This window comes from Pseudomonas sp. 39004, assembly GCF_028682155.1.
Lineage (GTDB): Bacteria > Pseudomonadota > Gammaproteobacteria > Pseudomonadales > Pseudomonadaceae > Aquipseudomonas > Aquipseudomonas capeferrum.
Genome location: NZ_JANIAG010000017.1, coordinates 1 through 26,946, shown reverse-complemented (window position 1 = coordinate 26,946; position 26,946 = coordinate 1). Strand labels below are relative to the sequence as shown.

General features: G+C 61.0%; 19 protein-coding genes and 1 pseudogene. 8 read left to right on the top strand and 12 right to left on the bottom strand.

The window, feature by feature from the left end:
* Window positions 1-77: 77 nt before the first annotated feature.
* On the bottom strand, window positions 78-1,454 hold the full coding sequence (locus tag NP534_RS05080; RefSeq protein WP_274097994.1) for an oligosaccharide flippase family protein: 1,377 nt from the start codon (window positions 1,452-1,454) through the stop codon (window positions 78-80).
* Window positions 1,455-1,548: 94 nt separating this feature from the next.
* On the opposite strand from NP534_RS05080, the gene NP534_RS05075 reads away from it, so the two are divergent.
* From NP534_RS05075 to galE, 3 genes are all read left to right on the top strand, one after another.
* Window positions 1,549-3,075, top strand: a complete 1,527-nt coding sequence (locus NP534_RS05075) for an O-antigen ligase family protein (RefSeq protein WP_274097993.1) — start codon at window positions 1,549-1,551, stop codon at window positions 3,073-3,075.
* 5 nt (window positions 3,076-3,080) lie between these two features.
* On the top strand, window positions 3,081-5,681 hold the full coding sequence (locus NP534_RS05070; protein ID WP_274097992.1) for a cellulase family glycosylhydrolase: 2,601 nt from the start codon (window positions 3,081-3,083) through the stop codon (window positions 5,679-5,681).
* Between the two features lie 108 nt (window positions 5,682-5,789).
* Complete coding sequence (galE, locus tag NP534_RS05065) at window positions 5,790-6,752, top strand: UDP-glucose 4-epimerase GalE (RefSeq protein WP_274097991.1); 963 nt, start codon at window positions 5,790-5,792, stop codon at window positions 6,750-6,752.
* A gap of 77 nt (window positions 6,753-6,829) precedes the next feature.
* Here galE and NP534_RS05060 read toward each other — a convergent pair whose 3' ends face one another.
* From NP534_RS05060 to NP534_RS05030, 7 genes are all read right to left on the bottom strand, one after another.
* A complete protein-coding gene (locus NP534_RS05060) occupies window positions 6,830-7,636 on the bottom strand; it encodes a CpsD/CapB family tyrosine-protein kinase (protein ID WP_274097990.1) in 807 nt (268 codons plus the stop codon).
* Window positions 7,637-7,647: 11 nt separating this feature from the next.
* On the bottom strand, window positions 7,648-9,213 hold the full coding sequence (locus tag NP534_RS05055; RefSeq protein WP_274097989.1) for a GumC family protein: 1,566 nt from the start codon (window positions 9,211-9,213) through the stop codon (window positions 7,648-7,650).
* 20 nt (window positions 9,214-9,233) lie between these two features.
* Window positions 9,234-10,349 (bottom strand): hypothetical protein, encoded by a 1,116-nt coding sequence (locus NP534_RS05050; protein ID WP_274097988.1) that lies wholly within the window; start codon window positions 10,347-10,349, stop codon window positions 9,234-9,236.
* A 23-nt stretch (window positions 10,350-10,372) separates the two neighbouring features.
* Complete coding sequence (locus NP534_RS05045) at window positions 10,373-10,930, bottom strand: polysaccharide biosynthesis/export family protein (protein ID WP_033697637.1); 558 nt, start codon at window positions 10,928-10,930, stop codon at window positions 10,373-10,375.
* 347 nt (window positions 10,931-11,277) lie between these two features.
* Window positions 11,278-11,454: an EPS-associated small membrane protein EppA gene (gene eppA / locus NP534_RS05040; RefSeq protein ID WP_077068395.1), complete on the bottom strand. Its 177-nt coding sequence runs from the start codon at window positions 11,452-11,454 to the stop codon at window positions 11,278-11,280.
* A gap of 399 nt (window positions 11,455-11,853) precedes the next feature.
* The gene (locus tag NP534_RS05035; protein ID WP_274097987.1) at window positions 11,854-12,972 is read right to left on the bottom strand and encodes a glycosyltransferase 61 family protein; all 1,119 of its coding nucleotides are present in this window, start codon (window positions 12,970-12,972) and stop codon (window positions 11,854-11,856) included.
* Between the two features lie 41 nt (window positions 12,973-13,013).
* On the bottom strand, window positions 13,014-14,168 hold the full coding sequence (locus NP534_RS05030) for a hypothetical protein (RefSeq protein ID WP_274097986.1): 1,155 nt from the start codon (window positions 14,166-14,168) through the stop codon (window positions 13,014-13,016).
* A 332-nt stretch (window positions 14,169-14,500) separates the two neighbouring features.
* Here NP534_RS05030 and NP534_RS05025 point away from each other — a divergent pair, with 332 nt between their 5' ends.
* The 4 genes from NP534_RS05025 (at window position 14,501) to NP534_RS05010 (ending at window position 22,036) form a co-directional block, all read left to right on the top strand.
* The gene (locus NP534_RS05025; protein WP_274097985.1) at window positions 14,501-18,340 is read left to right on the top strand and encodes a leucine-rich repeat domain-containing protein; all 3,840 of its coding nucleotides are present in this window, start codon (window positions 14,501-14,503) and stop codon (window positions 18,338-18,340) included.
* Between the two features lie 216 nt (window positions 18,341-18,556).
* Window positions 18,557-20,176, top strand: coding sequence for an NADP-dependent glyceraldehyde-3-phosphate dehydrogenase (locus tag NP534_RS05020; protein WP_274097984.1), 1,620 nt, complete (start codon window positions 18,557-18,559; stop codon window positions 20,174-20,176).
* A 130-nt stretch (window positions 20,177-20,306) separates the two neighbouring features.
* Complete coding sequence (locus tag NP534_RS05015; protein WP_274097983.1) at window positions 20,307-20,774, top strand: VOC family protein; 468 nt, start codon at window positions 20,307-20,309, stop codon at window positions 20,772-20,774.
* 80 nt (window positions 20,775-20,854) lie between these two features.
* Complete coding sequence (locus tag NP534_RS05010) at window positions 20,855-22,036, top strand: hypothetical protein (RefSeq protein WP_274097982.1); 1,182 nt, start codon at window positions 20,855-20,857, stop codon at window positions 22,034-22,036.
* A 48-nt stretch (window positions 22,037-22,084) separates the two neighbouring features.
* Here NP534_RS05010 and ilvA read toward each other — a convergent pair whose 3' ends face one another.
* Both ilvA and NP534_RS05000 read right to left on the bottom strand, forming a co-directional pair.
* Window positions 22,085-23,647 carry a threonine ammonia-lyase, biosynthetic gene (ilvA, locus tag NP534_RS05005; protein WP_274097981.1) on the bottom strand — a complete coding sequence of 521 codons (1,563 nt, stop codon included), beginning with the start codon at window positions 23,645-23,647 and terminating at the stop codon, window positions 22,085-22,087.
* Between the two features lie 181 nt (window positions 23,648-23,828).
* Window positions 23,829-24,260: a PACE efflux transporter gene (locus NP534_RS05000; protein WP_274097980.1), complete on the bottom strand. Its 432-nt coding sequence runs from the start codon at window positions 24,258-24,260 to the stop codon at window positions 23,829-23,831.
* Between the two features lie 268 nt (window positions 24,261-24,528).
* On the opposite strand from NP534_RS05000, the pseudogene NP534_RS04995 reads away from it, so the two are divergent.
* Window positions 24,529-24,924 (top strand): annotated as a pseudogene (locus NP534_RS04995) (GGDEF domain-containing protein); the annotation flags it as partial.
* On the opposite strand, the gene NP534_RS04990 reads toward NP534_RS04995, so the two are convergent.
* Window positions 24,896-26,197: an ATP-binding protein gene (locus NP534_RS04990; protein WP_274097979.1), complete on the bottom strand. Its 1,302-nt coding sequence runs from the start codon at window positions 26,195-26,197 to the stop codon at window positions 24,896-24,898. The pseudogene NP534_RS04995 and the gene NP534_RS04990 overlap by 29 nt on opposite strands.
* 6 nt (window positions 26,198-26,203) lie before the next feature.
* Window positions 26,204-26,905: a response regulator transcription factor gene (locus NP534_RS04985; RefSeq protein ID WP_033697621.1), complete on the bottom strand. Its 702-nt coding sequence runs from the start codon at window positions 26,903-26,905 to the stop codon at window positions 26,204-26,206.
* Window positions 26,906-26,946 lie beyond the last annotated feature (41 nt).

The following is a 26,946-nucleotide window of genomic DNA, read 5'->3' as shown; positions in this document are numbered from 1 at the left end:
GACCTATCTCGATGAAGTGTTCAAAATCAGTCACTCGACCGCCCCGACGTTGAAACATCGCTCGCCAGACGGCGGCGTTACAGCCAGTTGAACAAGCGGGTCGCCAGCAGACCGCAGAGCGCGCCCACCGCCAGCATCGGCAAGACCACCAGCTCGCGCTTGATGCTGAAGATATCGAGCTTGCAGTTGACGTAGACAATCAGCAGCAGCGTCGGGAAGGTATGCAGGGCAACCCCCCAGATTGCATAGTCCACCCCGCCAATGGCCAGCAGCAGTGGCAACAACCCCCATAACGAGACTAGCCGGATGATGTTGTCCATGGCCTGGTACTTGGTCAGGCCCAGGGCAATCCATATCTGGTGTGCCAAGGTATAGCGCAATGTGAAGAAGGACAGCGACAGAATGGCAAGGATCGTGCCTGCCTCGGTGTAACGCGCGTCGTACATCCAGCCGATCAGCAACGGGCTGGCGGTCAGGAACACCCCGCAGGCAAACAGCATGGCCAGGTCGACCAGCAACCTGAAACGGTAGTACAGGGCCTTCAGGCGCTCTTTGTCACCTTCCCGGGCGGCTTCGCTGAAGGCCGGCAGCGCCACCGAACCCACCAGTTTCAGCAACCCGGTCTGCACAGACCCGAGGATCAGCACGGCAATGGAATACACACCCAGTTGCCCCGCCGTCATGCTGGCGCCAAACCAGATGCGGTCGCCGTACATGGCCAACACCCCCACCATCGACGACAGCAGGATCCAGCGGCCAAACACGATCAGCTCGGTCAGTGCGCTACGGTCCCAGCGCAAGTGGTTGTTCGGCCCTTGCAGGGCCGTGTGGCCCAGTACAGTACCCGCCAGGGCACTGACCAGGCCCGCGACCACCAGTGACCAGATCGACCGCGTGAAGTAGCCGATCACCAGCATGGCGATCAAACCGACCACTTGCGAGGCAAGGTCTACCAGCACCACGCGCTTTTGTTGGAAAGTTCGTACAGCGACATCTATCTTGGTGGATTGGAAGCCCCAGATGATTGCCGAAAGGCCAGTCACCGCCAACACCATCGGCAGCTCCGGCGCCGCATAAGTGGAGTCCGCCGGCCACAGGTTGGCAAGCTGCGCGAACCAGGACGCGGCGGCCAGCAGCAAGGTCAGGGCAAACAGCACGAAACCGCGGATGATCTGTACGGTCCAGGCGGTATTGAGAAATTCTGGGTCGTCACCCCGGTGGCTCTGGATGATGTTCTGGCGCAAGCCGACATCGGAGAGCAAGTGCAAAAGCACCGAAACCGTGGTGGCAATGACCATCACACCGAACATTTCCGGCAATAGCAAACGGGCCATGATCAGGTTGCCGCCCAGGCGCATGACCTGTGACGCCACCAGCGATACCAGGTTCCATGACCCGGCCTTCAGTGCGCGGTTGCGCAGGCTCGCTGAGGCTGACACATCAATCGACGGCATGACTTCAATCTCTGACTGATTCGCTAAAAGTCACTATAGTTTCAATTAGCCATGATGCTAGCCGTTGCTTACCGAGGGATAGGTGCCTTAGCCAATGCCTGAACATTTTCGTGCACTTGTCGTCATTCTGTTTCTGGCAGGCGTCGTTTTCGTCATGGCGCGCCGCCCGGCGACAGATCTCATCCCCTACAGCGACTTCAAGCGCCGACGCAACCTATGGTTCGTCCTGACGCTGGTGGCCTTCGCCTCCCACAGTTTCTGGGTGTACGTGGCTGCGGCCGCGATAATCCTGTATATCGCCGGGCGGCGCGAACGCAATGCCATGGCGCTGTTTTTCATGTTGCTGTTCCTGATTCCGCCTGCGTCGGTGCAGATACCCGGGTTTGGCGTGGTCAACTACCTGGTCGACCTCAACCACGTTCGGCTGCTGACGCTGTGCGTGTTGCTGCCCGCCGCGCTGGCCTTGAGCAGGCAAAGCGACACCCTGCGCTTCGGCCGCACCTGGCCGGACAAGCTGCTGGCGGCAAGCCTGGTGTTGATGAGTGTGCTGTACCTGCGTGAAACCACCCTCACCGACACCTTGCGCCAGGCACTGTACCTGTACATCGATGTGTTCCTGCCGTACTACGTCGCCAGCCGTGGGCTCAAGGAAATCAGTGACTTCAAGGACGCCATGCTGGCGTTCGTGCTGGCCTCCTTCGTCCTGGCACTGATCGGCGTCACCGAGTTCGTCCGCCACTGGCTGCTGTACAACGCCCTGATCGATGCCATGGGCGTGCAGTGGAGCATGTCCGGCTACCTGAGCCGCGGTGGCTCGCTGCGCGCCAGCGCCACCACCGGCCAGGCGATTGCGCTGGGTTACGTGATGAGCGTGGCCATCGGCCTGTACCTGTTCGTGCAGGGTTACGTACGCAGCCAGCTGCAGCGGGTACTCGGCGCGCTGCTGCTGGCCGCCGGGCTCTTCGCACCCCTGTCCCGCGGCCCCTGGATCGGCGCCGTGGTCATCGTCGTGGTGTTCATTGCCCTGGGCAAAGGCGCGGTCAAGCGCCTGACCGTGCTCGCCCTCGCCGGCGTACTGGCGCTGCCGCTGCTGACGGTGCTGCCCGGGGGCGACAAGGTGCTGGACCTGTTGCCCTTCATCGGCAATATCGAGAAAGAGAACATTACCTACCGGGAACGGTTGATCGACAACTCCTGGATCGTCATCCAGCGCAACCCGCTGTTCGGCTCGTTCGACTTCCGTAACACCCCGGAAATGCAATCGATGATTCAGGGTGAAGGTATCATCGACATCGTCAACACCTACGTCAGCCTGGCGCTGCGGGTCGGGCTGGTCGGGCTCGCGCTGTTCGTGGCGTTCTTCGTCACCGTGCTGCTGGGCATCCGCAAGGCCATGCGCACATTCCCCGACAAGGATGACGAGCAACGGCAACTGGGCCGGGCTTTGCTGGCGACCCTGGTGGGCATTCTGGTGATCATTTTCACTGTCAGCAGCATCACCATCATCCCCACGGTGTACTGGTCGATCGCCGGGCTTGGGGTGGCCTACATACAAAGGGTGCGCAGGCTCCGTGCCAGCCAGGCCAGCGACCTTGCCGATGCACGACTTCAACCCAGGTGATGCCAATGACCGCTTTTCCCATGCACCGCTTCGTGCGGGCTTCGCTGTTCGCTGGCCTGGCCATGGTGTCCCAGGCTGGCTGGGCATCAGGCTGGCTCGTCAGCGTCGAAGAACAGAACGGCCTGCCCACCGTGACCCGGGGTGGCGGCCCCGTGATGAAAGCAAAGTTCGATTTCTGGGCGGCTGACTGGAGCTGGACCGGCTTTTACACCGCCCTGAAGGTCAATGCGCCCTTCAGCTACACCCTGCAAGGCAAGAACAAGGAGCTGGACTTCGACCTGGCAGCGGATATCCGCAAGGAGCAGGCGCAAACCCTGACCTGGGCGTTCGACCTGACCGCACACAGCAGGCAGAGCGACGTGATGGGCGGCGGCATCGTGTTCCAGTTCGACCCTGCCGTGGTCGCTGGGGAAATGGGCGAGCCGGTGCTGCTACCCGGCAACCGCGGCTGGTCATGGGGCAAGGATGCGCAAGGCAGGCGCATCGAGATGCGCTTCGAGCCGGCGTTGGCTAAGGTGTACTTCGAACAGGGCAACACCTCCGAAATTCGCGCGTTTTTCTACAAAGACCCCATCAGCGCCGGCCAGCAGCAGATCAAGGCCACGCTGAACGTGACCGGCGATATCGAGCTCGGCCCCACCCCAACCGAACGCTTTGGCCTGGCCGACCCCACACAATGGCCGGACGACCAGCTCGACTGGCAAACCTCGCCGGTCGACCTGTCCTTTCTCAATGCGCCAGAGAAACCGGCAGGCAAGCGCGGTTTTGTGAAAGCCTCTGGCGAGCAACTGGTGTTCGAGGACAACACGCCCGTACGCTTCTGGGGCACCAACCTGTCCGCGTACTCGCTGTTCAAGACGCCGGACGAGGAAATCACCAAACAGGCCAAGCGCCTGTCGGCACTGGGCTTCAACCTCGTGCGGCTGCACCACCATGACTCGCCGTGGGTCAGCCCGAACGTGTTTGGCGACGGCACCCTGATTCGCGATACCCAGCAGCTCAATGCCGAATCACTGCGCAAGATCGACCTGTGGGTCAAAAGCCTCAAGGACGAAGGCATCTACGTATGGCTCGACATGCACGTACAGCGCGCCCTCACCGCCAATGACAACATCTATGCCTTCGACGAACTGGCCAAGGGCGAGAGCCGGGTCGACCTCAAGGGCTATGCCTATGTGAACCTGAGCATTCAACAGGCGATGAAGCGCTTTACCGAGCAGTACATGACCCATGTGAACCCTTACACCGGGCTTGCCTACAAGGACGACCCGGCAATTGCTGCGGTATTGATCACCAACGAAAACGACATCACCCAGCACTACGGCAACGCCCTGATGCCGGACAAGCGCGTGCCCAAGCACAGCCAGCTTTACATGGACGAAGCCAAAGCCTTCGCCAAGCGCCATGACCTGTCTACAGACCGTACCTGGCGTGCCTGGGAGCATGGCCCGTCGAAACTGTTCCTGAACGACCTGGAACGGCGCTTCGATGTCGACATGATCGCGCACCTGCACAGCCTGGGGGTCAAGGTACCCATTGCCACCACCAGCACCTGGGGTGGCAACGGCCTGAGCGCGCTGCCCGCGCTCACTGCTGGCGATGTAATCGACGCACACAGCTACGGTGCCATCGGCCAACTCGAAAAGAACCCGCTGACCAGCGACGGGATGATCAACTGGATAGCCGCAGCCCAGGTGGTCGGTATGCCCCTGACGGTCACCGAGTGGAATGCCGAACCCTTCCCGCTGCCCGACCGCCATTCACTGCCCCTGTATGTGGCAGGCACCGCCAGCCACCAGGGCTGGGACGCCATGATGCAATACGCCTACAGCCAGCAGGCCTTCAACAGCGGCTGGCGCACGGCAGATAATTGGCACGCCTACAACGACCCGGCGATGCTGGCCACCCTGCCCGCCGCCGCCCTGCTCTATCGCCGCGCCGATGTACGGCAAGCCACCACCCGCTACGTTTTCGCGCCAACACCGGCCACCTTGTTCGACCAGGACATCACCCCACGCAACGCGCTGGCCCTGCGTACCGCCATGGAAAAAGGCAGGCTGCAGATTGCCATGCCCCAGACGCCGGAGTTGCCGTGGCTGAAACCCAGCGTCATCCCAGCCGACGCACAGGTGCTGCGCGAGCCTGGGCAGTCACTGCTGGACGCCGATGCCAGTGAGGCGGTGACCGATACCGGGGAGCTCAAACGCAACTGGCAACAAGGCCTCTACACCATCGACACGCCCCTCACCCAGGCCGCGACGGGCTGGCTTGGCGGGCGAACGGTCAACCTTGGGCAAATCGCGGTACAGGCAAAAACACCGTATGCCAGCGTCGTCGTGCAAAGCCTGGATGCGAAACCGCTCGGTCAGTCGCGCAGCCTGCTGATCTCGCTGGGCACCCGGGCCGTGCCCAAGGCCGATGACAAGACGCCGTTCAATGTCGAGCCCTTCGAAGGCACGTTGTCGATCAAGGCTGCAGCTGGCTTGAAACTGTTCGCGCGCGACGCCCAGGCACAGCTGAAGGAACTGCCAGCGGCCTACCAGGACGGGCGATACAGCATCACCTTCGATGGCCAGTACATGTCCAACTGGCTGTTCTTGAAATAGGGCATTTGGCCATCTACAGTCTCTGAAGACCTGTAGCTGATACTCCCGCCGGTTCGATTCAGGGACGACTCACTGCGTCGGTACAACAGCAGCGTCCAGGAGGCACGGATGAAGTTACTGGTTGTCGGTGGCGCAGGGTATATCGGCTCGCACATGGTCAAGCACTTGCTGGCCGCAGGCCACGAAGTGGTGGTGGCGGACCTGGCCTCGCCTGGCCCTGGGGTGCAATGGGCCGAACTGGACATTGCCAATGAGCGCGCGCTGGATGCGCTGTTCGCCGAGTGCCAGTTCGATGCGGTGTTCCACTTCGCCTCGTTCATTCAGGTGGGTGAGTCTGTCAGCGCCCCTGGCAAGTACTATCAGAACAACGTAGCGGCGACCCTGACATTGCTGCAGGCCATGGTGAATGCGGGTATCAAGCGCTTGGTGTTCTCCTCCAGTGCCGCCGTGTACGGCAACCCCCACTACGTGCCCATCGACGAAGCGCATGGCAAGGCGCCGATCAACCCTTACGGCCTCAGCAAATGGATGGTCGAGCAGATCCTTGAGGATTTCGACCGCGCCTACGGGCTGAAGTCGGTTTGCCTGCGTTACTTCAACGCTGCGGGGGCTGACCCTGACGGCCAGTTGGGCGAACGCCATGAGCCGGAAACCCACTTGATACCGCTGATTCTCCAGGCGGCCTCCGGCCGACGTGATGCGGTGACGGTGTTTGGTCGTGACTACGACACTGCAGATGGCACCTGCATTCGTGACTATGTCCATGTCGCCGACTTGGCATCGGCCCACGCGCTGGCGGTGGACTACCTGGTGGCAGGCGGCGCCAGCACGGCATTCAACCTGGGTAATGGGTTGGGCTTTTCAGTGCAGCAGGTGATTGATACCGCCCGTGCAGTCACAGGCCGGCAGATCCATACACTCGATGCGCCACGCCGCGCTGGCGACCCGCCCAGGTTGGTGGCGGATGCCAGCAAGGCAATGCAGGTGCTGGGGTGGCAGCCTGCGTATGCGTCGCTTGAACAGATTGTGGCGCATGCCTGGCGGTGGGAGCTGCAGTACCCCTGGCATTGAGAGCTGCTTGCTCAATTCCCTGGGGCCGCTTCGCGGCCCGTTCGCGACGCAAGGCCGCTCCTACAGACCGCAGGGTCTCAGTAGTACGTGCGGGGTTTTTCATCCGCCTTGTTCAACACGGTGCCAATCAGGTTGACCGCCGCCAGATGGTGCAGACACTCCTCGATCTCCTGCTTGCTGTTCATACCGTTGGCCACCACCAGCAGCACGCAGTCGAACTTGGACATCACCGTGATCGCATCGTCCGAGCTCAACAGCGGCGGCAGGTCGAAGATGCAGATCCGCGACTCATAGCGGTTGCGCAAGTCACCGATCAGGTTGCTCACCCGGGGCGAGGACAGCACTTCGGTAGACAGCGGAATAGGCACCCGTGTCGGCAACACCACAAAGCGGGGCAACGTCGGGTTGACCAACACTTCTTCCAGCCCGGCTTCGTCAGCCAACAATTCGTTGAGCGCCTTGTCCATCGGCAAACCCAGGCTGCTGCCGACCTTGGGCCGACGCAAATCGAAGTCCACCAGCAGCGCCGTCTTGGTCGTGTGGTGGGCGATGCTCATGGCCAGGTTGATGGCCAGGACTGTCTTGCCTGCTTCGGGCGTTGGCGAGGTGATGGCCAAGGTACGCCAGCCGTTTTCCTCCATGGCCTTCAGCACCTGCGTGCGCAACAGGTCAATGGGCCCATTCATGTTCGAGTTCTTGTTGTAAGCGACAATCCGATTACGCTCAAGGTGCTCCGCACGCAACGGCACCACCTTGGTCTGCACATAATCGAACTGCCCAGGCACCTCGGGTTGTTCCGCCCCGTGGGCGGTTTGCGGTGCCTGGGTGGCACCTGGAGAAACTTGATGAATATTATTGCCAACTACCGGCTTGATCCTGTCCATCACTGCTTTCCCTATTCAAACCGCGCCATAGCCTTGAACAGCAACACATCCAACGGCATGTAGAACATGTGCACCAGCACTACCAGCATAGCAATCAGCACAAGCCCCGCGATGATCAGCAGGTTGCGCCAGCGCCGGCGCTTGGCCAGTTCCGCCTGGGTGGTGATGAACGGCACCGTGACCAGCACGCGCTTGCCCAGCACGCTCTCCAGCGCACCGACGCCACGCACCCGCTGATTGAGGATTTCCAGCAACATCACCAACGCGCCGCCACCTGCCGGTGCCAACACCAGGCCCAAGGCAGCGATTTTCTTGCGGTTGGGCTTGATTGGCTTCTCGGGCAGCAGTGGTGGTTCGAGCAGCACGAAGCGCTCTGCCTTGTTTTCCTGCTCCAAGCTTTCGGTAATTTTCGCGCCCATCTCCTTGGCGCGGATTTCCTCGTACTTCTTGCGGGCGTTGTCGTGGTCACGCATCAAGGTCACCAGGCCACGCTCGACTTGCGGGGCTTCGAGAATCTCTGCCTCGTAGCCTTCCATCTTCTTCACCAGCTCACGCTTTTGCTCGGCCAACGAACTGATGCGCTCCTGGGCGGCGCCGATCCTTGCACGGACGCGGGCCACGTCAAGGCTCACCGAAGACGCAGCCTTGCTGTTACCGCCACTGGCTTCGAGCGCCTGGATCTTGCGTTTTACCGCCACCACATCCGGGTGCGCTTCTTTGTACCGGCTCAGCAGCCGGGTGTACTCGGCCTTGAGGCTGGGCAGGTCCTGCGGCAGGTCGGCACTGGCCGGCCGCGTACCGTCGGCCTTGGTGGTCAGCCCGGCATTGGCTGCGGACAATTCAAGTTCAAGGTAACGCAGCTCTTCCTGCGCCGTCTTGTAGTCGCGGTCGACCTCCCTGAACTCAAGCTCGGAGCGCGACAACATGCTCATGCGCAGCGATTGGTGCTCGGGCAAGGCATTGGCATGGGCTTGCTTGAAGTCTGCCAACTGGTTCTCCAGGCTGGCGAGCTCGGCGCCAAGCTTGTTCGCTTCCTGGGTCAGGAACTCAGTGGTTTCGTTCGCCCGCTCGGTGCGCTGCTTGAGGTTTTCATTGAGAAACAGCGTGACCAGTTCGCTGGCCACTTCCTTGGCGACTTCCGGTTTCTTGTGTTCGAACGACACGGTGAAGGCGACCGTGGCCTCACCGCGCCCTCTGACGAAGGTACTGAGCGAGGCGACCACGATGGCATTGCGCATCTGGTCGATCTTGTCGCTCTCGCTGAGCTGCTTGCCCTTGTCGGCGAACAGGCTGTACTTGTCGATGATCCGCAGCAGGTTCTCGCGGGTCATGACCCGCTGGCGGATGACCTCGATGCGCTCATCGGCAAAGCTGTTGTTGTTCGCCGAGACCAGCTCCGGCGAAATCTGCTGCGACTCCACCAGAATGGTACCGGTGGACTGATAGATAGGCGGCACACTCACCGCCACCACCACGGTGGCGGCAAGAATGACTACGACACTGATCCCCAATAACAGGGCCCGATCCTTGATTATGGCGATGTAATCTTTGAGGGAGAGCTCGTAGTCAGACTTCATAAAGGCCACCAGGCTGAAGTTCAGAGGTCGGGGTACCTATACGTCAACGTCAAACCAACAATCGTAGCGGTCGCATCGGGTGCATCATCCTGGCGCCGTTCCTTGTACATCAACGATAGGCGCAGATCCCAAAAAGGCGAAAATTCCCGGCTGGCCCAAACGCTGTAGGTTTGCAGGGTGTTGGGCGTTTGCCCCTTGCTGTCTTGCCATGACGCATCGGCCCCGACACGGGTCAGTTCGTTGACTGCATAACTGTAGATACCGCGCACCATGTCGAGCTGGGCAAAGCCACCCTCGGCACTGGCGACCGTGCTGCGTTCGGCGCTGAAACTGGCATCGGAGCGCACCCCGGTATACAGCAGCGAAGCACCGCCCTCACCCCGCCGACCGCCCTCGGACCCGGACACCTTGTTGACCCCCAGGTGCGCATCCGCACTCAGGCGTTCGGAAAACTGATACTTGACCCCGACCGCAGGCGTGTAGCTGTTGGAGGCCGTGGCAGTAAGGTCTTCCTCGGGCTCATAACGCCTTGCGCCAAAGCGCGTATACAGGTCGGCCCGCTCACTCCAGGCGTAGGTCCAGGTGAATACGTTGCCCAGTTCGTTGTAGCCGGTCAGGGTGTCGATGTCATAACGGGCACGGGTGTACTTGGTTTCGTTGGACAACGTGCTGCGCTCGGTGATGGCGCTGCTCCAGTTGCCTGCCAGCGAATACAGCTTTTGCGTGCCATCGGTCGTCACCACACCGGTGTCCTGCACGGTGCCAGACAACGTGGAGCTTTCGTTGTACAGGGCCACCAGGCCAAAACGCCCTTTCTCGGTGTCTCGCTGCCAGCCCAGGCTCACGTTGGGGTCTTCGCGGTCGTCGACGATATCGGTGTCGGACGAGCGCAACACCTGCATGCCAAGACCCAAGCGCAACTCGTCGCGGTCGAAGGTACCGACCAGGGTGTAGTCGGGCGCGATGATCGTGCGCGTCACCCCCTTTTCTTCAGACGACAGCAACAAGGGGTTGCTGTCGTATTCGACCGAAGTCGGCACCACCACCGAGGACTGCCAATTTGCTGCCTGGACCGCGTCCGTAAACGGCAAGACCAAGATTGCCGTTGCAATGCTAGTTGTTCTTAGAAGAGGCATTAAGTGTTCTTATTAAGGCAAGATCAAGGAACGACCAGCGTATCGCCAGCCTGAAGTTGGATGTTGGTGGACATGTCGCGCCCGGAAACCAGATCCTTATATCGCACGGGCAGAATCTGTTGTCTGCCCTTGTCGACACGGACCACCTTGATGGCGCTTTCGTCAGCGAATTTGTCCAAACCGCCCGACATGCTCAAGGCCTGCAGTACAGCCGTTGGGCCCGCCATTTGCACGGGCCCTGGCTTGATCACCTTGCCCTGCACATAGACCAGGTTGCCGGCGATGCTCTTGACGACAACGCTGACGTTCGGGTCGGGGAGGAATTTTTCGAGTTTGGCAGCGACCTGTTTTTCGACCGCCGTGACATCGAGGCCGGCGACATCGATTCGCCCGGCCAAGGGGAAGGTGATACTACCATCGGGAAGCACGGTGGCCTCCTGGCGCAGGCTCTCCTCTTGCCAGACTGACACCATCACCACGTCGCCAGGGCTGAGCAGGTAACTTGCGTTATTTTCGAGGGCGTTGCCGGTACCGGACCACAGCATCAGCACGCAAAAAGCGGAACACAATGAACGTACCATGAGGGTCCCTCCGGCCTAATGGCCCGACAAAGAGCACTGAATGAGAACGGCACACAAACTCTCGCTCCACTTCGCAACCGTACCACCTGCTGCGACGGCCTCAACCATCCTGGAGGCCCTGTAACTGACGCTGCGAAGCCCTGACCCACCAGCACGCTGCGCTACCCTACGGCTATTGGCAATTACTGGCTACTGGAATATAGCAACAGTTGGAAAATTGACAAGCCGCCCGCGGCAGCGAAAAGTCGTGCATCAAAGCACAGTCGTCAAATTACCGACGGCACTGAATGAGTGTGCTATTGAACAACCGTTAAAGACGTACTTCACCCTGCCGACGCGTTGAGTGTTTAAATCTTTCTTCTATTGGCAACTGCCACAAAACCAATCACCGCGAAGGCGAAGAACCAACCTGCCGTTGCGACAGGAATGACACTGTTTTGATTGACATAAGAATCAGCAGCGCGTGCTGCGCCACTTAAAAGCACCAACAAGAATATTGATTTTATGAACAGTGTCGAGCGCATAACCCCCTCCTATATAGAGGATAATAAAAGTCGTTATATTTGGGTTTAGCGGGAGACTTCCTCGCTGTTGATTTGAGCTTATGGGCACAATGACACTACGTCAATGATCCGACACCATAATAAATCTCAATGAACGAGGGGTGACTTCGTCAAAATGCCGTCACGCAAAAAATGCAAGCGCCCAAGGCAGTACCCTAACACTTGCCGCTTCGCTGTAAGAGACTGAAATGCCTAACTTTTCTATAACTCCAGCCGCTCGGAAGACCCAGCCGTGTGCGATACCGGCAAGGAAAGGCGTTAAGCGTGGAAGCGAGTGCGTTTCATCGGTGAGAAAGCAAATGCCAATCGTTGAGCTTGCGAACCGAAATCTGGCGCTTTTGAACCAGGCACTGACACGGACTATAAGGGCATCAGATCAAGGGTGCGTTCCACTTCCTCGATATCAATCCTGAAACCATCGCCCTCTGGCATGCCCACCACAAAGCCGAAGTGCTGCTGGTCGCGATCCGTCAGGTACTTGTAATAGCTGACAAAACGGTTGGGAGGCTGCAACGTCAACACGCAGCCGCCGGTTTGCAGCACGTTGACGCCGTGAACCAACTGGCTGCCTTCAACCCCGACCACCACCCTGGCGCCGGCACAGGCTGCAATAATACTTGGCACGTCGGTCTTCAGCGGGTCGACAACGCGAAAGCCCCGGGTCTGGCGCAAGTGCTCTGCAATTGCCATTTCATTACGCAGGAAACGCAAGTCGCCGTCGCCCCCACGCAAAATGAACACGCCGGGGTGCGGCTCATGGTTGACGTGCGAAAGCAGTTTTTCACCCATGGCCCGGTAGCGTAAATGCCGGCTGCGGTTATTGCTCTGATCGTCAAACAGCACCAGTTCACGGAAAAACGCACTGCGCAGACGTAGGGGCTTCATGTCTAACCAGTCTTCATAGGCAGGCGCCTGGGAAAACAACGGGTAGCGGGCTGATGGCGCCGTGGTCACCGGTACGCCCTCGTTACGGGCCAGTGCGTAAGTGACACAGTCTTCCATCAACCAGGTGCCAAACCATGAATTGCCATTTTGCGTGCAATAGATGGCCGCTCGTTCTATTTCGTTCTCGACGACAACCCGCGGAAAGGTACTGGGTTTCAACGATAACCAATGGCTGGCCTTGCCCTTGTAGAGCGCCCCGTCTATGAGCCAGACGTCCTTGATCAAGTAGCCGCGTGTAGGGCCCTGCACAACGCTGAGGCCGCCTTCCATGGTGCGCGCTGGATGCACATAGGGGTAAAAGCGCTTGGCCTCCCACCCCGTTACCCGCTCGAGCTGATTGGGTAAATAGAAGGCTGCCGGGGAGAGGGTTGTCTCACCCGGCGCAATGTCCCAGCTTTTTGACGCGATGCTTTTCAGGTCGACCGCCGAATTGCGGGCAAGTCGCTTGCGTGCCATGTACTTATACGCAGCGAGGGTCCACTTATGCCGTTTGCCGGCGGACGGTGCGCTGAATTTCGACATATCGCTTCCCATGAAGCTGCTCCCCCGGGTGGCGTGGCCACTGGCCCTTTGAATCAGTTGGATGTGACCCTTTCCATCGTCGGCGGCGACTGTAAGTTGGCGTACCGCGTGCGCAAGGTTTCAATAAAGGACTCCCCCGAACCGGTGGTGCCATAGAGGTAGATCTTGTGCAGCCCGCCAAACACCATTTCGTGATATCGGCTGGCGACCTCCTCCTCGCTTGGCCCGTCTGGCAAGCCCAGGTGCAGGGTCAATTTGTCGCCTTCGACAGCGAACATCGGGGTTTCCCAAAGAAACTTCGCCGTGCCGGTCTTGGGTAGCCTGACGAACAGGTAGGCATGGTTGCCCAACGAATCGATATCGCCGCCGCGCCTTCTCTTCCATTTCAGCAAGCCGTCATCCGGCCGCGCCAGGCACAGGCCGATATCGTAATAATCAAAGCCCTGTTGCAGTGCCCACTCCAACGCCATGAACGTGGTGATGGAGTTCACTTCCCGCAGTTTTTTCGCATCTGAAAACACCGCCTCGCTATAACCAAAACGCAGCGTGCTCCAATAACGTTTGCCCCCGCGCGTCACTTCACACCCCAAGTGACAGCCAATGACTTCGTCGCCCAAGGTGATCAGGTCCAGACGCCCTACATGCTTGGCGATGCGAAACACATCGTCCGTGGGGAACTGCGCGGCATGAATACCTTGCCTTGCGGTGGCATAGGGGCGCAGTAGCTGGCTGTCGGCCATTGCGATTTCTTCATCCGACAGTGTCTGCCTCATCTGGTAGAGCGGTCGGTTCTTGCGAATGCTGCGGCGCAATTCGCTGTCATAGCGTGCGGTAATGTCCTCCAGCGGGCGCCCCAGCGGTACCACGGCGCTCAGGTAGTGCGGCACCGACAAGGCCCCAGTGGTGGGCAATTCACTCACCAGCACCACATGGTTGGACGCTTCAGGCTCTGCACTGCCGGCGGCCACCGGGGCGTTGCCCGCTACCTTGCCACCAATCAGCAGCTTGGCCATCTCGCGCTGGTGCTTGCGGCCGATGTAGAGGATTTCGTAGGGGCTTTCCTGCTGCAGCCGGAACCTCGCGACCTCCCACCGCCAAAAACAGGCTCGCCCAAGCACTTCTCGTATCTTGCTGGAGAGCAACCTGATCTCGTAGCGCGTGGAGGGAGAGATGAGTTTTCGTGCAACAGCCGCCAAGTTCTCTTTCATGCTGGTTCGACATCCTTTGATGTTGTCCAAGGGCAGATCAGCAAAAGATCACAGTTGACTGTAATAAACACACCCAACGCGCTGATATATAAAAGATTGCTTACGAAACATCACTCTCACATTCAGTAACAATTTAAGATGCAAGGCCATGCTTTGGCAAGCGGCACTTTGACAGCATGAACACCTATTTTATGACGTCAAATTTCTTGTTTGCATTTGATGACTTTATGACGCTAACCCATGACGTATGTTCAGTTAAGCGCACTACTCGGCTACCACCTGGTTATTAGCAATTGCCGTTTGATACTGGCTCCTCATAAAGGAGCATCCACATGCCCGCCCTCTCTACGCTCGCCCCCCATCAAGACCTGCTCAAGCAACAGCTTCCTGCCTGGACCCATCGAATAGCGGCCTCTCAATGGCAGCGTTTGAAACAAAGCCATGTACCGGCCTATTTCACCCAGGACTGGTTCGCCAATGCCGCCCCCGATCTTCGCGAGGCTGTACAGCGTAGCCAATCGCGCCTGTTACGCTCGCAAGCCACGCTCGCTCGCTCGCTGCGGGGGCTTGAACAAGTTGCCGAATTCGCTGAATCGCGACTCAAAGCCTGCCTCGCCGAGCAGGACTGCACGGCACCCTTGCGTGGCACTGAGCTGCTTCGGGTAGAAAGCACGTGGCATTGGATAGGCCTGCGCACGCTTTACAGTCATCGACGCGACAATCTGCTGCAAGCCGCACTGCAGAACTTCGCCGACGACGAGTCCTTCACGCCCCAGAGTGCCATCGCCCTGAGCGCCAATATTCATGTAACAGCCGCCGAGGTGCAGGGCATCGCGTTCACCGGTGCGCAAACGCCCGCATCGCACTTTGCGATGCACACGGAGCACTACCAGGTGGAGCCATTACCACTGGCACCCGCTTCGTTCGCCGCGCTGTGTCGCACACTGGACTTAGGGGCGCAATACCAGACCCATCTGGATCAGCATTTCGCCAAGCCCCAGGTTCGCGAGCAGGCAATGGCCGTGTACAAGGACCGGCTGCGCCTGGCTGCCGACCTGGCCTACCTGCGCCATGAACTGAGCGGTGCCACGCGTGACCACGTCGACCTTTTGTTGCAGGGCGAAAATCTGCCGTGCTGGCAACTGGCGTTATTCGGTATCACGCTGCACGAGGTCATGCTGATTGACGCCGGGCACGCCGGGCTGCTGCTCTACCTACCCGGCCACGAGGCGCTGCGGCTATTTACCGATCTTGATGCAGTTCACGACGCATTGGCGGCCCTGTTGCTGGAGCCCGCCACCCGGCAGATGTTCATGGCTTACATTGAGCAGAGCCAGCATCAACACTTTCTCGACTTGCTGCACCAAAACCTTGATGCCTCGGGCACGTCTGCCGACGACCAGGCATGGTCGCGGGCCAGTCATGCAGACCTGCGCCCCACGCGGCTAGCCATCACCGAGGAGCCGTTCGGTTTCCATCAGGCGCTGCACGTAGACCGCCTCAAGCGCGAAGCACGCCAACTGGCGGTGCCGACGGCTGAAGCCGATGCCAAGGCGCGGGCGAGGCGTCTGCAAGCGTGGGAAGACCTTGGCCTGGATGCGCTCAACCTGGCAGGTTTCTTCATCCCTGCCGTGGGCACGCTGATGGTGGCTGTGACAGCGTGCCAACTGCTTGGCGAAGTGTACGAGGGTTATGAAGCCTGGCATCAGGGCGATCGCAATCTGGCACTGCGTCATCTGGAGGCGGCCGGGCTGAATCTGGCACTTGCCGCTGGCTTGGTGACTGCAGGCCACGTGGTGCCGAAGCTGTTCAAAAGCCCGCTGTTGGAGCAGCTGCACGAGGTGCGCAGCAGCGATGGCTGCTACAAGCTCTGGCAACCTGATCTCACACCTTACCGCAGCGCCCAGCCGTTACCGGAGCAAGTACAAGCCAACGCACAGGGCCAGTACCTGCTCGACGGCCGGTATTTCATTCGCATGGATGGCCATCTCTACGAGCAACGCCTGGACAATGAGTTACAGCAATGGCGTATCGTCCACCCCCACGTGCAAGACGCTTGGCAACCGCCGCTGGATCACAACGAACAGGGCGCTTGGCGCGGCTGTCATGAACAGCCATCGCAGTGGTCGTTCGCGGTACTGATACGTCGTCTGGGGCAAGACTACCCTGCGCTGACGGCAGACCAACTTACCCTGGCAGGCCGCATCAGTGGTACCGATGCAGCCAGCTTGCGCCGCGTGCACCTCGAGGGGCAGCCAGCACCTGCGTTGCTGCTCGACACCTTGCAGCGCATGGCCGCGCAAGCCAAGGCGCAAGCACTGAGTGGCGACGCGCCAGAGGCCTTGTTCGCGCGCCTGTATAACGGCGAGGGGCCCATCGAGCCCGCGACAGATCGGTTATTGCAGGCCTACCCCCGCCTGTCGGCCGCACTGGCCAGGCGCTTGCTGGCGCCACTGGACGCTGTAGAAGCACTGGCCTGGGAACACGACGCAACGTTACCTGCCTGGCTGCGCCAACAGATTGAACATACACACAGCGAACTGCCTCTTGTACGTGCCTTGGAAGGCGTGCTGGTGCCGGCTCGGGCCAGTGCCGAAAGCGAACGTCTGCTGTTCAGCGCCCTCGCTGACTGGCCTGACTGGCCGCGCGATGTACGCCTGGAGCTGCGTGCCGGTAGCCCCGAAGGCCCGCTGCTCGACAGTGTTGGCAGTGACCAGGCCAGGCGCATCTGCCGAGTCATCAGGTCTACAGAAGGCTATGAAGCTGATCTGGGGCAGCGCCCTGCCCCCGCCACGCGGGACCAGGACCTGTGCCGCGCAATCGAACAGGCGCTGCCGCAGGCCGATCGTGGCGCACTGGCGATCACCGAGGCAGATGGGAGTTCGATACGCGAGCGCATCCAGAGCTGGGCCAACGAAAACAGGGACGCCCTTGCACAAAGACTGTGGGGGCATCGCGCCATGCGACGCGCGCTCCCCGGCCAGCTACGTGGCGGGCGCCCGCTTGACCCCGAACCACCCCACCCGCGTCAAACGGGCTCACTGGCCGGCGCCTACCGCCGCCTATACCCCAATGCCACCGATTCAGAGATCGAGGATGCGCTTGAAAGCGGGCAAGAAGATGATGAGACTGAGGACAATGACCTTCGCTCCCCTACACAAAGACTGCGCGACCTGCAGCAACGCCTGGATACCTTGCGCCGCGACCTGCACGAGTGGGCCCGCCCCGACCCGCAACGCCCACACCAGCGGCAGCGAGCGATTCGCCCTATCGTCAATGCCTGGCGGCGCCTCTCGACGGTTTCGCTCGGGGGCGCGGGGCGCATCTACAGCCTCGACCTCTCCGGCCTGGATCTCGAAGACCAGGATTTGGCCAGCCTGGCCTTGCCGGACGACTTCACCCATGTGGAGCACTTGTCGCTGAGCAATAACCCCTCGCTCAGACAGTTACCCGCAGAGGTGCATGAGCGCTTTCCTGGGTTGAAGCGTTTGTTGCTGTCCAATTGCCGCTTCAATGCCCTACCCCGTTTGGCCAACCCTGGTCGATTGACATGGCTCGACCTGGACAACAACCGCATCACTTGGGACTACCGCGCACAAGCATCCTTGAATCAGTGCTCCAGGCTTGTCGTCCTGGATCTGTCGGGCAACCCACTGCTGGAGGCCCCTGACCTGAATGGGCTTGATCACCTTAAAACCCTGTTCCTGAATGATTGCGGGCTGACCGAGTTACCCGCAGGCCTGGAGCGGGTCGCCGAACCTATCGTCCTGGACATGTCGGGCAACCAGTTCGTGCAATTGCCTGCCGGCTTCAACCTACCGGAACCGTCCGCCCATGCCCTATGCCTGGAAAGTGACTGGCTCGGCGAAGGCGTGCTTGCACAAATTGATGCTTACAACACGGCCCATCAGGTCGATCTGCTGGTTAGTGAGGGTGACTATGACGAATTCTTCGAGCAAACCGGGCCTGTGCAAGTCGCACTTTGGCAGCGTTTTCCGCTGCAGTATCGTCGCGACCTGAGACCGCTGCTCGGCGACAATTTTTTTCGAAGCCAGCCCCAGCAAGCACGAGCGGAATTCTGGCGCCGCCTGGCCGCCATCGATGCTGACCAGGTACTGCGCGAAGAATGGCTGACGCACCCGCCAGCCACTCTGTTCAACCTGCCACTGTGAATTGATCGGCAAACGCGTCTGTCACCCAGGTGACAGGCGCGCAAAACGGGGGCTGGATGGGATCATAAGCCTGCGCACACACTCGGTTAGTGTTCTATCGGCGCAGCGCAGGCAATGTTGAGCCAGACTGGTGTTTTTCCTGCGGCCGGTGCATGCTCGAAGCTGAAGCGTTTCACCTGGCACGCAATCCGCTCAGATATGTGAGGTGCAGTACCCATGGACCGTCTGCTCGATTCACTCTTCCCCACCGCCGACAACATCCCCGACACCTGGCGCCTGGAAGCCCCCCTGGAACAACGCGACTACTTGGTGAACGGCCAGCTCAAGCGCTGGGACGGCCCGCTGGCCACGGTGCGCAGCCCGGTCTGGCTGAAGCAGGCCGACGGCGAGCAGCAGGTCGTGCTCGGCAGCGCCCCGCTGCTCGACGCCGACACCGCCCTTATCGCGCTGTATGCCGCCGTACAGGCCTACGACAAGGGCCGCGGCGTCTGGCCGACGATGCGCGTGGCCGAGCGCATACAGCACGTCGAAACCTTCCTTGCACGCATGCGCGAACAGCGCCAAGCCGTGGTCAAACTGCTGATGTGGGAAATCGGCAAGAACCTCAAGGACTCGGAAAAAGAGTTCGACCGCACCTGCGACTACATCGTCGACACCATCAACGCACTCAAGGACCTCGACCGCCGCTCAAGCCGTTTCGAGCTCGAACAAGGCACCCTTGGCCAGATCCGTCGGGCGCCACTGGGCGTGGCACTGTGCATGGGGCCATACAACTATCCCCTCAATGAAACCTTCACCACGTTGATCCCCGCACTGATCATGGGCAATACCGTGGTGTTCAAGCCGGCCAAGTTTGGCGTGCTGCTGATTCGTCCGTTGCTCGAAGCCTTCCGCGACAGCTTCCCGCCTGGGGTGATCAACGTCATCTATGGCCGCGGCCGCGAGACCGTCAGCGCGCTCATGGCCAGCGGCCTGGTCGACGTGTTCGCCTTCATCGGCACCCACAAGGCCGCCAGCGACCTGAAAAAACTGCACCCACGCCCGCACCGCCTGCGCGCGGCGCTCGGCCTGGATGCCAAGAACCCCGGCATCGTGCTGCCCCAGGTCGACCTGGACAACGCCGTCGAAGAGGCCGTCACCGGCGCCTTGTCATTCAACGGCCAACGCTGCACTGCGCTGAAAATACTGTTCGTCCACGAGGATGTGGTCGAGGCCTTCCTGGATAAATTCCAGCGCAAGCTGGCCGCGCTCAAGCCGGGCATGCCGTGGGAGCCTGGCGTGGCGCTGACGCCTTTGCCGGAACCGGGCAAGGTCGACTACCTCGACGGCCTGGTGGCCGATGCCAAGGCCAAGGGTGCGCAAGTCATCAACGAAGGCGGCGGGCAGAGCCGCGGCTCGTTCTTCTACCCCGCCCTGCTTTACCCGGTGAACCATGACATGCGCGTGTACCACGAAGAGCAGTTCGGGCCGCTGGTGCCGGTGGTGCACTACCGCGATCTGCAGACGGTCATCGACTACGTGCTCGACTCCGATTACGGCCAGCAACTGAGCTTGTTCGGCAACGACCCGGCGACCATCGGCAGCCTGGTCGATACGTTTGCCAACCAGGTCGGCCGCATCAACATCAACGCCCAGTGCCAGCGCGGGCCAGACACCTACCCGTTCAACGGCCGCAAGAACAGCGCCGAAGGTACGCTATCGGTGCATGACGCTTTGCGCGTGTTCTCGATCCGCACGCTGGTGGCGACCAAGTTCCAGGAAGCCAACAAAGCGCTGATCAGTGAGATCATCCGCAATCGCCAATCGAGCTTCCTGACCACCGACTATATCTTCTAACCCGCCAGCGCTTAATGGAGAAATGGCATTTGCATTGATCGCCAGGCTGTATAAACATACAGCTTCGCGATCAGTGTCGGCCTTGCCCTCGCAAGCGGCCAGCACTGCCAATGCAAAAGGAGGCCATACCATGTCAGCCAAACCCATCCCCGAAGGCCAGCACAGCATCACCCCTTACCTGGGCATCAAGGACGCCGCAAAGGCCATCGACTTCTACAAGCAGGCCTTCGGCGCCATCGAAATGTTCCGCCTCGACGGCCCTGACGGCCGCGTCGGTCACGCCGAGCTGAAGATTGGCGACTCGTCACTGATGCTCGCCGACCCGTGCGACATGGAGGGCGGGCTTACCGCCAGCCAGCATGTCGATGGCGCGGCAATTGGGCTGCACCTGTACGTCGAAGACTGCGACCAGGTCTACGCCCAGGCCATTGCAGCGGGTGCCACTGCGCTGCGGCCGCTGCAGGACCAGTTCTACGGTGACCGCAGCGGCACCCTGAAAGACCCGTTCGGCAACCTGTGGTTCGTCTCCACGCACAAAGAGGATCTCACCCCGGAAGAAATCCGCGCCCGCGCGGCCACACTGTTCAGTGGCAACTGAGCCGCCCGCTGCGCGCCTCAAGTTGAAAGTGAAAGCGCTTTGCTTGAAGCTTGGGGCTCGTAGCTTGGAGCTGCCCGTCAATGCGTATCATCGATAAAACCGCCGCGCAGGTGCGCAGCCTCACACCCGCCGAAGAAGAACTGCTGGTCGGCTTCAGCACAGGGACGCTCGTCGGCCCACAACTGCTGCAGGCCAACCAGTTGCTGATGAAGGTGCGTAACGCCAACCAGTGGCTGGCCTGCGACTGCCGCAAGGACGCCCTGCCGGTGCTCAACGTGACCCTCAATGGCAGCACCGGCACACTGTTTTTGAAAAACAACCCCGGTACTGCCGAGCATGCACCGGGCTGCCCGTTCACCAAGGACGAGCGTGAAGCCGCAGAGCGCGAAGACGACCCTGCCCCACCCGCTGCGTGGTTGCCACCCGATACACCGTTGCGCCTGATCGGTGACTTTCGCCCGGCCCAAGACAACGGCGGCGGTGATGGCAATGACCGGCGCGAACAGCAACGGCTGCTGTCGCTGTTGCTGACCTGGGTCGAGATCAGCGGCCTGAACCTCTACGCCACTCACCTGAAAAAAGACCTCACCGGGCAGTTTGCCGAATTGCGCAGCGTTGCCAGCCGCTACCCGCTGCTGGAGCGGGTGCCGGCCAGCAACTACCTGGAAACCCGCCTGGACATGAAGCACATGATGATGCTCAAGGCCCGGCTGCGCGAGGCCACGGTGTTCGGCAACCACCGCCGCCATGGCCTGATGCTCGACTGTGTCGACCAGATCAAAGGGCGCAAGCTGTTCAACAACCGCAGTGACGAGGGGTTCGATTTCCAGGGCCACCACCTGTATTGGGGTGGCAACCGCACGGCTGGCCCGCTGTTGGCATTGGCGCTGTATTCGCCCACCAGCGCCGGTAGCCATTTCTATGAACTGATCCATGTGGCCAGCGTACCGGTGCTGTCGCGTTCCCACCTGTTCCCGGTGTACCGCGATGAAGAGCGCGAGCCGCTCAAGGCGCTGGTGTCGCTGATCGACTGGATGGCCAGCAAGGGCGTGAAAGTGCAGATGCGCCGGCCGGTGATCGGCGGCCAGGTGATGGATGAACTGGTACTGACATCGGACCAGGACCGGGTGCTGTCCGTGTCACTGCTGGAGCAACCGATCGGCCCCGAGCCGGATGCCGAGAACTTCAAGCGCTACGCCGACTTCAAAAGCCTGGAGACCTTCCGCAAGTTTGTGGCTGGTTTCTTCATGCGGGAGCGCTGAAGCCCTCAGGTGTTGGATGTGCGTCCAACACCTGAGGTTGTGCTCAGATCAACCAAGAAACAGCTGGTAAGCCGGGTTCTCGGTCTCGTCCCAATAGCGATAACCCATCTCGTCCAGTGCCTGCGGCAACCTCGCCTGCTCATCGGCCGGCACTTCAAGTGCAGCAAATACCCGCGCTTCTGCGGCGCCATGGTTGCGGTAATGGAACAGGCTGATGTTCCAACGTTTGCCCAACCGCTCCAGGAAGCCCAGCAGCGCACCTGGCCGCTCCGGGAACTCGAAACGCAGCACACGCTCATCCGCCCCTGGCGCGGCATGCCCGCCCACGGTGTGGCGCACATGCAGCTTGGCCAGTTCGTTGTCGGTCAGGTCGAGTACGCTGTAACCCTGCTCGGCGAGGCTGGCCAGCAGCTTTTCACGTGGGTCGTGCAGCGGGTGGGTCTGCACCCCGACAAACAGACGCGCTTCCTTGCCCGGGTAGTAGCGGTAGTTGAACTCGGTGATCTGGCGTTTGCCCAGTGCCTGGCAGAAGGCGCGGAAGCTGCCCGGTTGCTCGGGGATGGTCACGGCGATGATCGCCTCGCGCTGCTCGCCCAGTTCTGCCCGCTCGGCCACGTGCCGCAGGCGGTCGAAATTGACGTTGGCGCCGGAGTCGATGGCGACCAGGGTCCGCCCCTGCACACCCTCGCGGGCCACATACTTCTTGATACCGGCCACGGCCAGGGCACCGGAAGGCTCGGTGATCGAGCGGGTGTCGTCGTAGATGTCCTTGATCGCCGCGCACAGCTCATCGCTGTTGACGGTCACCACCTCATCGACGAAGTGCCGACACAGCTCGAAGCAATGGGCACCGACCTGCGCCACCGCCACACCATCGGCAAACGTGCCGACCTGGGGCAGGATCACCCGTTCGCCTGCGGCCAGCGCAGCCTGCAGGCAGTTGGAATCTTCCGGCTCGACGCCGATCACCTTGACCTCGGGCCGCAGGTATTTCACGTAGGCGGCAATGCCCGCCACCAACCCGCCACCGCCCACCGGGACGAAGATCGCATGCAGGTCACCCGGGTGCTGGCGCAGGATCTCCATGGCCACCGTACCTTGCCCGGCGATCACGTCCGGGTCATCGAAGGGTGGCACGAAAGTGGCGCCGTCACGCTCGGCCAGCTGCAGGGCATGGGCCAGTGCGTGGGGGAAACTCTCACCGTACTGCACCACGTGGCCACCCCGCGAACGCACACCCTCGACCTTCAGCGACGGCGTGGTGGTTGGCATGACGATGGTTGCTTTCAGGCCCAGGTGCGAAGCTGCCAAGGCGACGCCTTGGGCGTGGTTGCCCGCCGACGCGGTGATCACCCCGCGTTCACGCTGGGCCGCCGTCAGACGCGACAGCCGCGTGTAGGCACCGCGGATCTTGAACGAGAACGTGGGTTGCAGGTCTTCACGCTTGAGCAACACCTGGTTGCCCAGGCTGGCAGACAGCGCTGGCGCTGGCTGCAGCGGTGTTTCGATGGCCAGGTCGTAGACGGGCGCAGAGAGAATGCGCCGCACCTGCTCCGACAGTAGCTGCTGGGGCGTGAGCGAGGTACGCAGGTTGGCGCTGAAGCTGGTCATCGATGACTCCTTGGCTGTTTTCACGTTGCCCAGGAGTCAGAGAGTAAAAACCCGCCTCCAGGGCGGGTTAGGTGCACGTACGCGCTAGCCCGCCAAACTGATAATGGCGGTAATAATAATGGCGTTCACGTGCGGGAATGTGTTCATGGGGTAGGAACTTATCCCGCCGCATGGCAGCAAGTCAACACTTTGCCTGCTGCGCCGAAAGCGGCACATCAAAGACCTTGTCGAAGCCCCACTGGAACACGAAGGCATAGACGAAGAAGAACACGAACAGCGCCAGGTTGGTCAGAAACGCCGCCCACAGGCTCACATCCAGCCACCACGCCACCAGCGGCAGCAGAATCACCACCAGCCCGCCTTCAAAACCCAAGGCATGCAAGACCCGGCGCATGAAGGTGCGCTTACGCTGCTGCTGGCGCGCCTCCCAGCGCTCGAACGCCCAGTTGAAGGCCATGTTCCAGCTCATGGCAATGCCCGACATTAGCACCGACAGCACGGCCGATTGGGCCATACCGGCAGCAAACGCCAGTTCCAGCGCTGGCGCCACGCAGGCCACGGCGATGGCTTCGTAGAGGATGGCCTGGACGATCTTGCGTGCCTTGCCTTGCATATTCAGCTCCCTGAAAAAACGACCTACCAAGCTACAAGATGTGGCCCACAAGAAAAAGGCTGAAATTCATATCTGACCAACCCGTCAATAAACGCGCGACCGCACTGTGCGCCGCCGTGGCCTGCCCAGCACGTATTGGACAACCCTGTATTGGACTGCTTGTATAAATGCCGTGCACGCGGCGACACGTCATGCACCTTCGTCCAGGGAGCCGTACGAGGACCACGCATGAGCCTGCATGCCTCAAAGGAGCTCACCGATGCTCAACTGCGCCATGGCCATCACCTGGACCCTCCTCAGCCCAGTCTACGGCACCAACATCGACCTGCAAGACCTGGAAGCCGCCATGCTGATCAGCTACGCGCTGTACATCAGCGGCCTGGTCATCTACAGCTACCTGCGTATCCGCCAGGCCAAGCTGCACAACTTTTATATGTCCAAGGTGCTGCTCGACCAGGCTTATGGAATCTTCTTCCATGGGCTGGATCAGCCGGCTGCCGAGCGACAGGTTGCGGCGTTGTGCAGGCGTTTACGAGAAGACCGGGGGGCGCATCCGGTGACGGATCAGGCGTTAGATGAGGCCAAGCACAACGGTAAAGATCGCTTCGTGCTGTGGACTGCCGAGCAGAGCAAACCTACCCACCCGCAGGCAGACAAATCCTGAACTGCGCCCCACCCAACGCCGACTGCGCCACGGTGAGGGTTCCGCCCTGCCCTTCGATGGCCCGCCGACTGATCGCCAGCCCCAGGCCGAAACCGCCGGTATTGCGGTCACGGCTACGGTCCAGACGATAGAACGGCTGGAAGATCCGCTCACGTTCTTCAACCGGAATGCCGATCCCGTCGTCCTCGACCGTCAGCAGACAAGCGCCATCCTCTTCGAGCCGCAACCTCAACAGCAGGCTTTCGTCGCAATAACGCATCGCATTGCGCACCAGGTTCTGCACCGCCCGGGCTGTCAGCCGTGGGTCGAGCACGAACCGGGGCAGCTCACGCTCGGCACGCACTTCCCACTGGATGCCGCGGCTGTCGAGCTCTTCGGCAAAGCCGCCAAGCACACTGTCGACCAGCTCCAGCAACGACACCTCGACCCGCTCACGGGCCTGGTCGGCGTTGTACAGGCGGCTGTAGGACAGTAGCTCCAGCACCAATTCGTCCAGCTCACGCACGTGCCCGACCAGCTCCAGCAGGCGCTTGCGGCTGGTGGGCGGCACCTCGTCGAACAGCAGCACAAGGCCGAAGTCCAGGCGAGTCAGCGGTGTGCGCAGCTCATGGGATACCGCGTTGAGCAGCTCGCGCTGCTGGTTGACGTGGCGCTCCAGGTCGCTGGCCATGGTGTCGAACACCCCGGCCAGTTCGCCGATGTTCGAGTGCGGCGAGATGTGCGTGCGTTCCGCCATCTGCCCCTGGCCCAGGCGCCGGGCGGTCTCCTTGAGCCGCTCCAGGTCGCGCCAGTGCGGCCATACCCACAGCAGCAGGCAACCGAGCATCGCCGCGCCGATCAACACCGTGACGCCCCACGACAGCACGTTGATGTCCAGTGGGTCTGGGGGCGCATGCAGGCGCACCAGCCAGTCCTTGTCGAGCGGTGCCAGCACCGTTTCGTAATAGCCCCAGTCAGCGATGCGCACGGCGTACGACCCGTGCTCCAGGCGCGCCTGTTCATCCTCGCTCAGCTCGGTCTGGTCCCTGCGCAGCAGCTTGATTTCGAGCGGTGCAAAGGCGTCTGCCAGGTCTTGCTCCACCGCAGGCCAGCGCTCGCGTGGTGCTTGCTGGAACTGGCGCACGATCAGCGACTGCACGCCTTTGGCCTGGTCCAGGTTGTAGGCCATGAAGCGATCATGGAACAGCCCGACGATGGTGTCGGGGATGAACAGCAGCGCACCGGCGTAGGCGACGATGATCACCAGGTAGAGGCGCACCAGGATCTTCAGCATGCTCGGTCAGCACTCCCACTCGACGCGGCTGAACAGGTAACCTTTGCCCCACACGGTCTTGATCTTGCGGGCCTCGCCAGCGCTGTCGTCGAACTTGCGGCGCAGCTTGGAAATGGCGACATCCACCGAGCGGTCGGTGCCGTTGAACTCGATGCCGCGCAATTGCTGGAGGATGCGGTCGCGGCTGAGCACTTCACCGGCATTGCGCGCCAGCACCACCAACAGGTTGTATTCGCCGCTGGACAGCTCCACTTCTTCACCGCGCCAGCTGACCAGGCGCTCGGCCAGGTCGATGCGCAAGCAGCCAACCAGGATCTGCTCGCTGTCCAGGCGCGGCTCGTGCACGCCGCTGCGGCGCAGCAAGGTCCGTACACGCGCCAGCAGCACGCGGGGCTCGCACGGTTTGGTCACATAGTCGTCGGCGCCCATCTCCAGGCCCAGTACCTGGTCGTGGCTGTCGTCGCGGGCCGTCAGCATCAGGATCGGCAGGCTCTGCGACTCCTGGCGCAGCAGGCGGCACACCTGCAGGCCATCGATACCTGGCAGCATCAGGTCGAGGATGACCAGGTCGGGTTTGTCCTGGCGCAAGGCCTCCAGCACATGATCGCCGCGGGCGATCACCCGGACATGAAAGTCGTTGCGTTGCAGGTAGCTGGCGATCAGTTCGGACAGGGCGCTGTCGTCCTCGACCAGGAGAATATTCGGCATAGGCGTTTGGGCAGAATTCAGTGAAGACGTCGCCGGCCTCT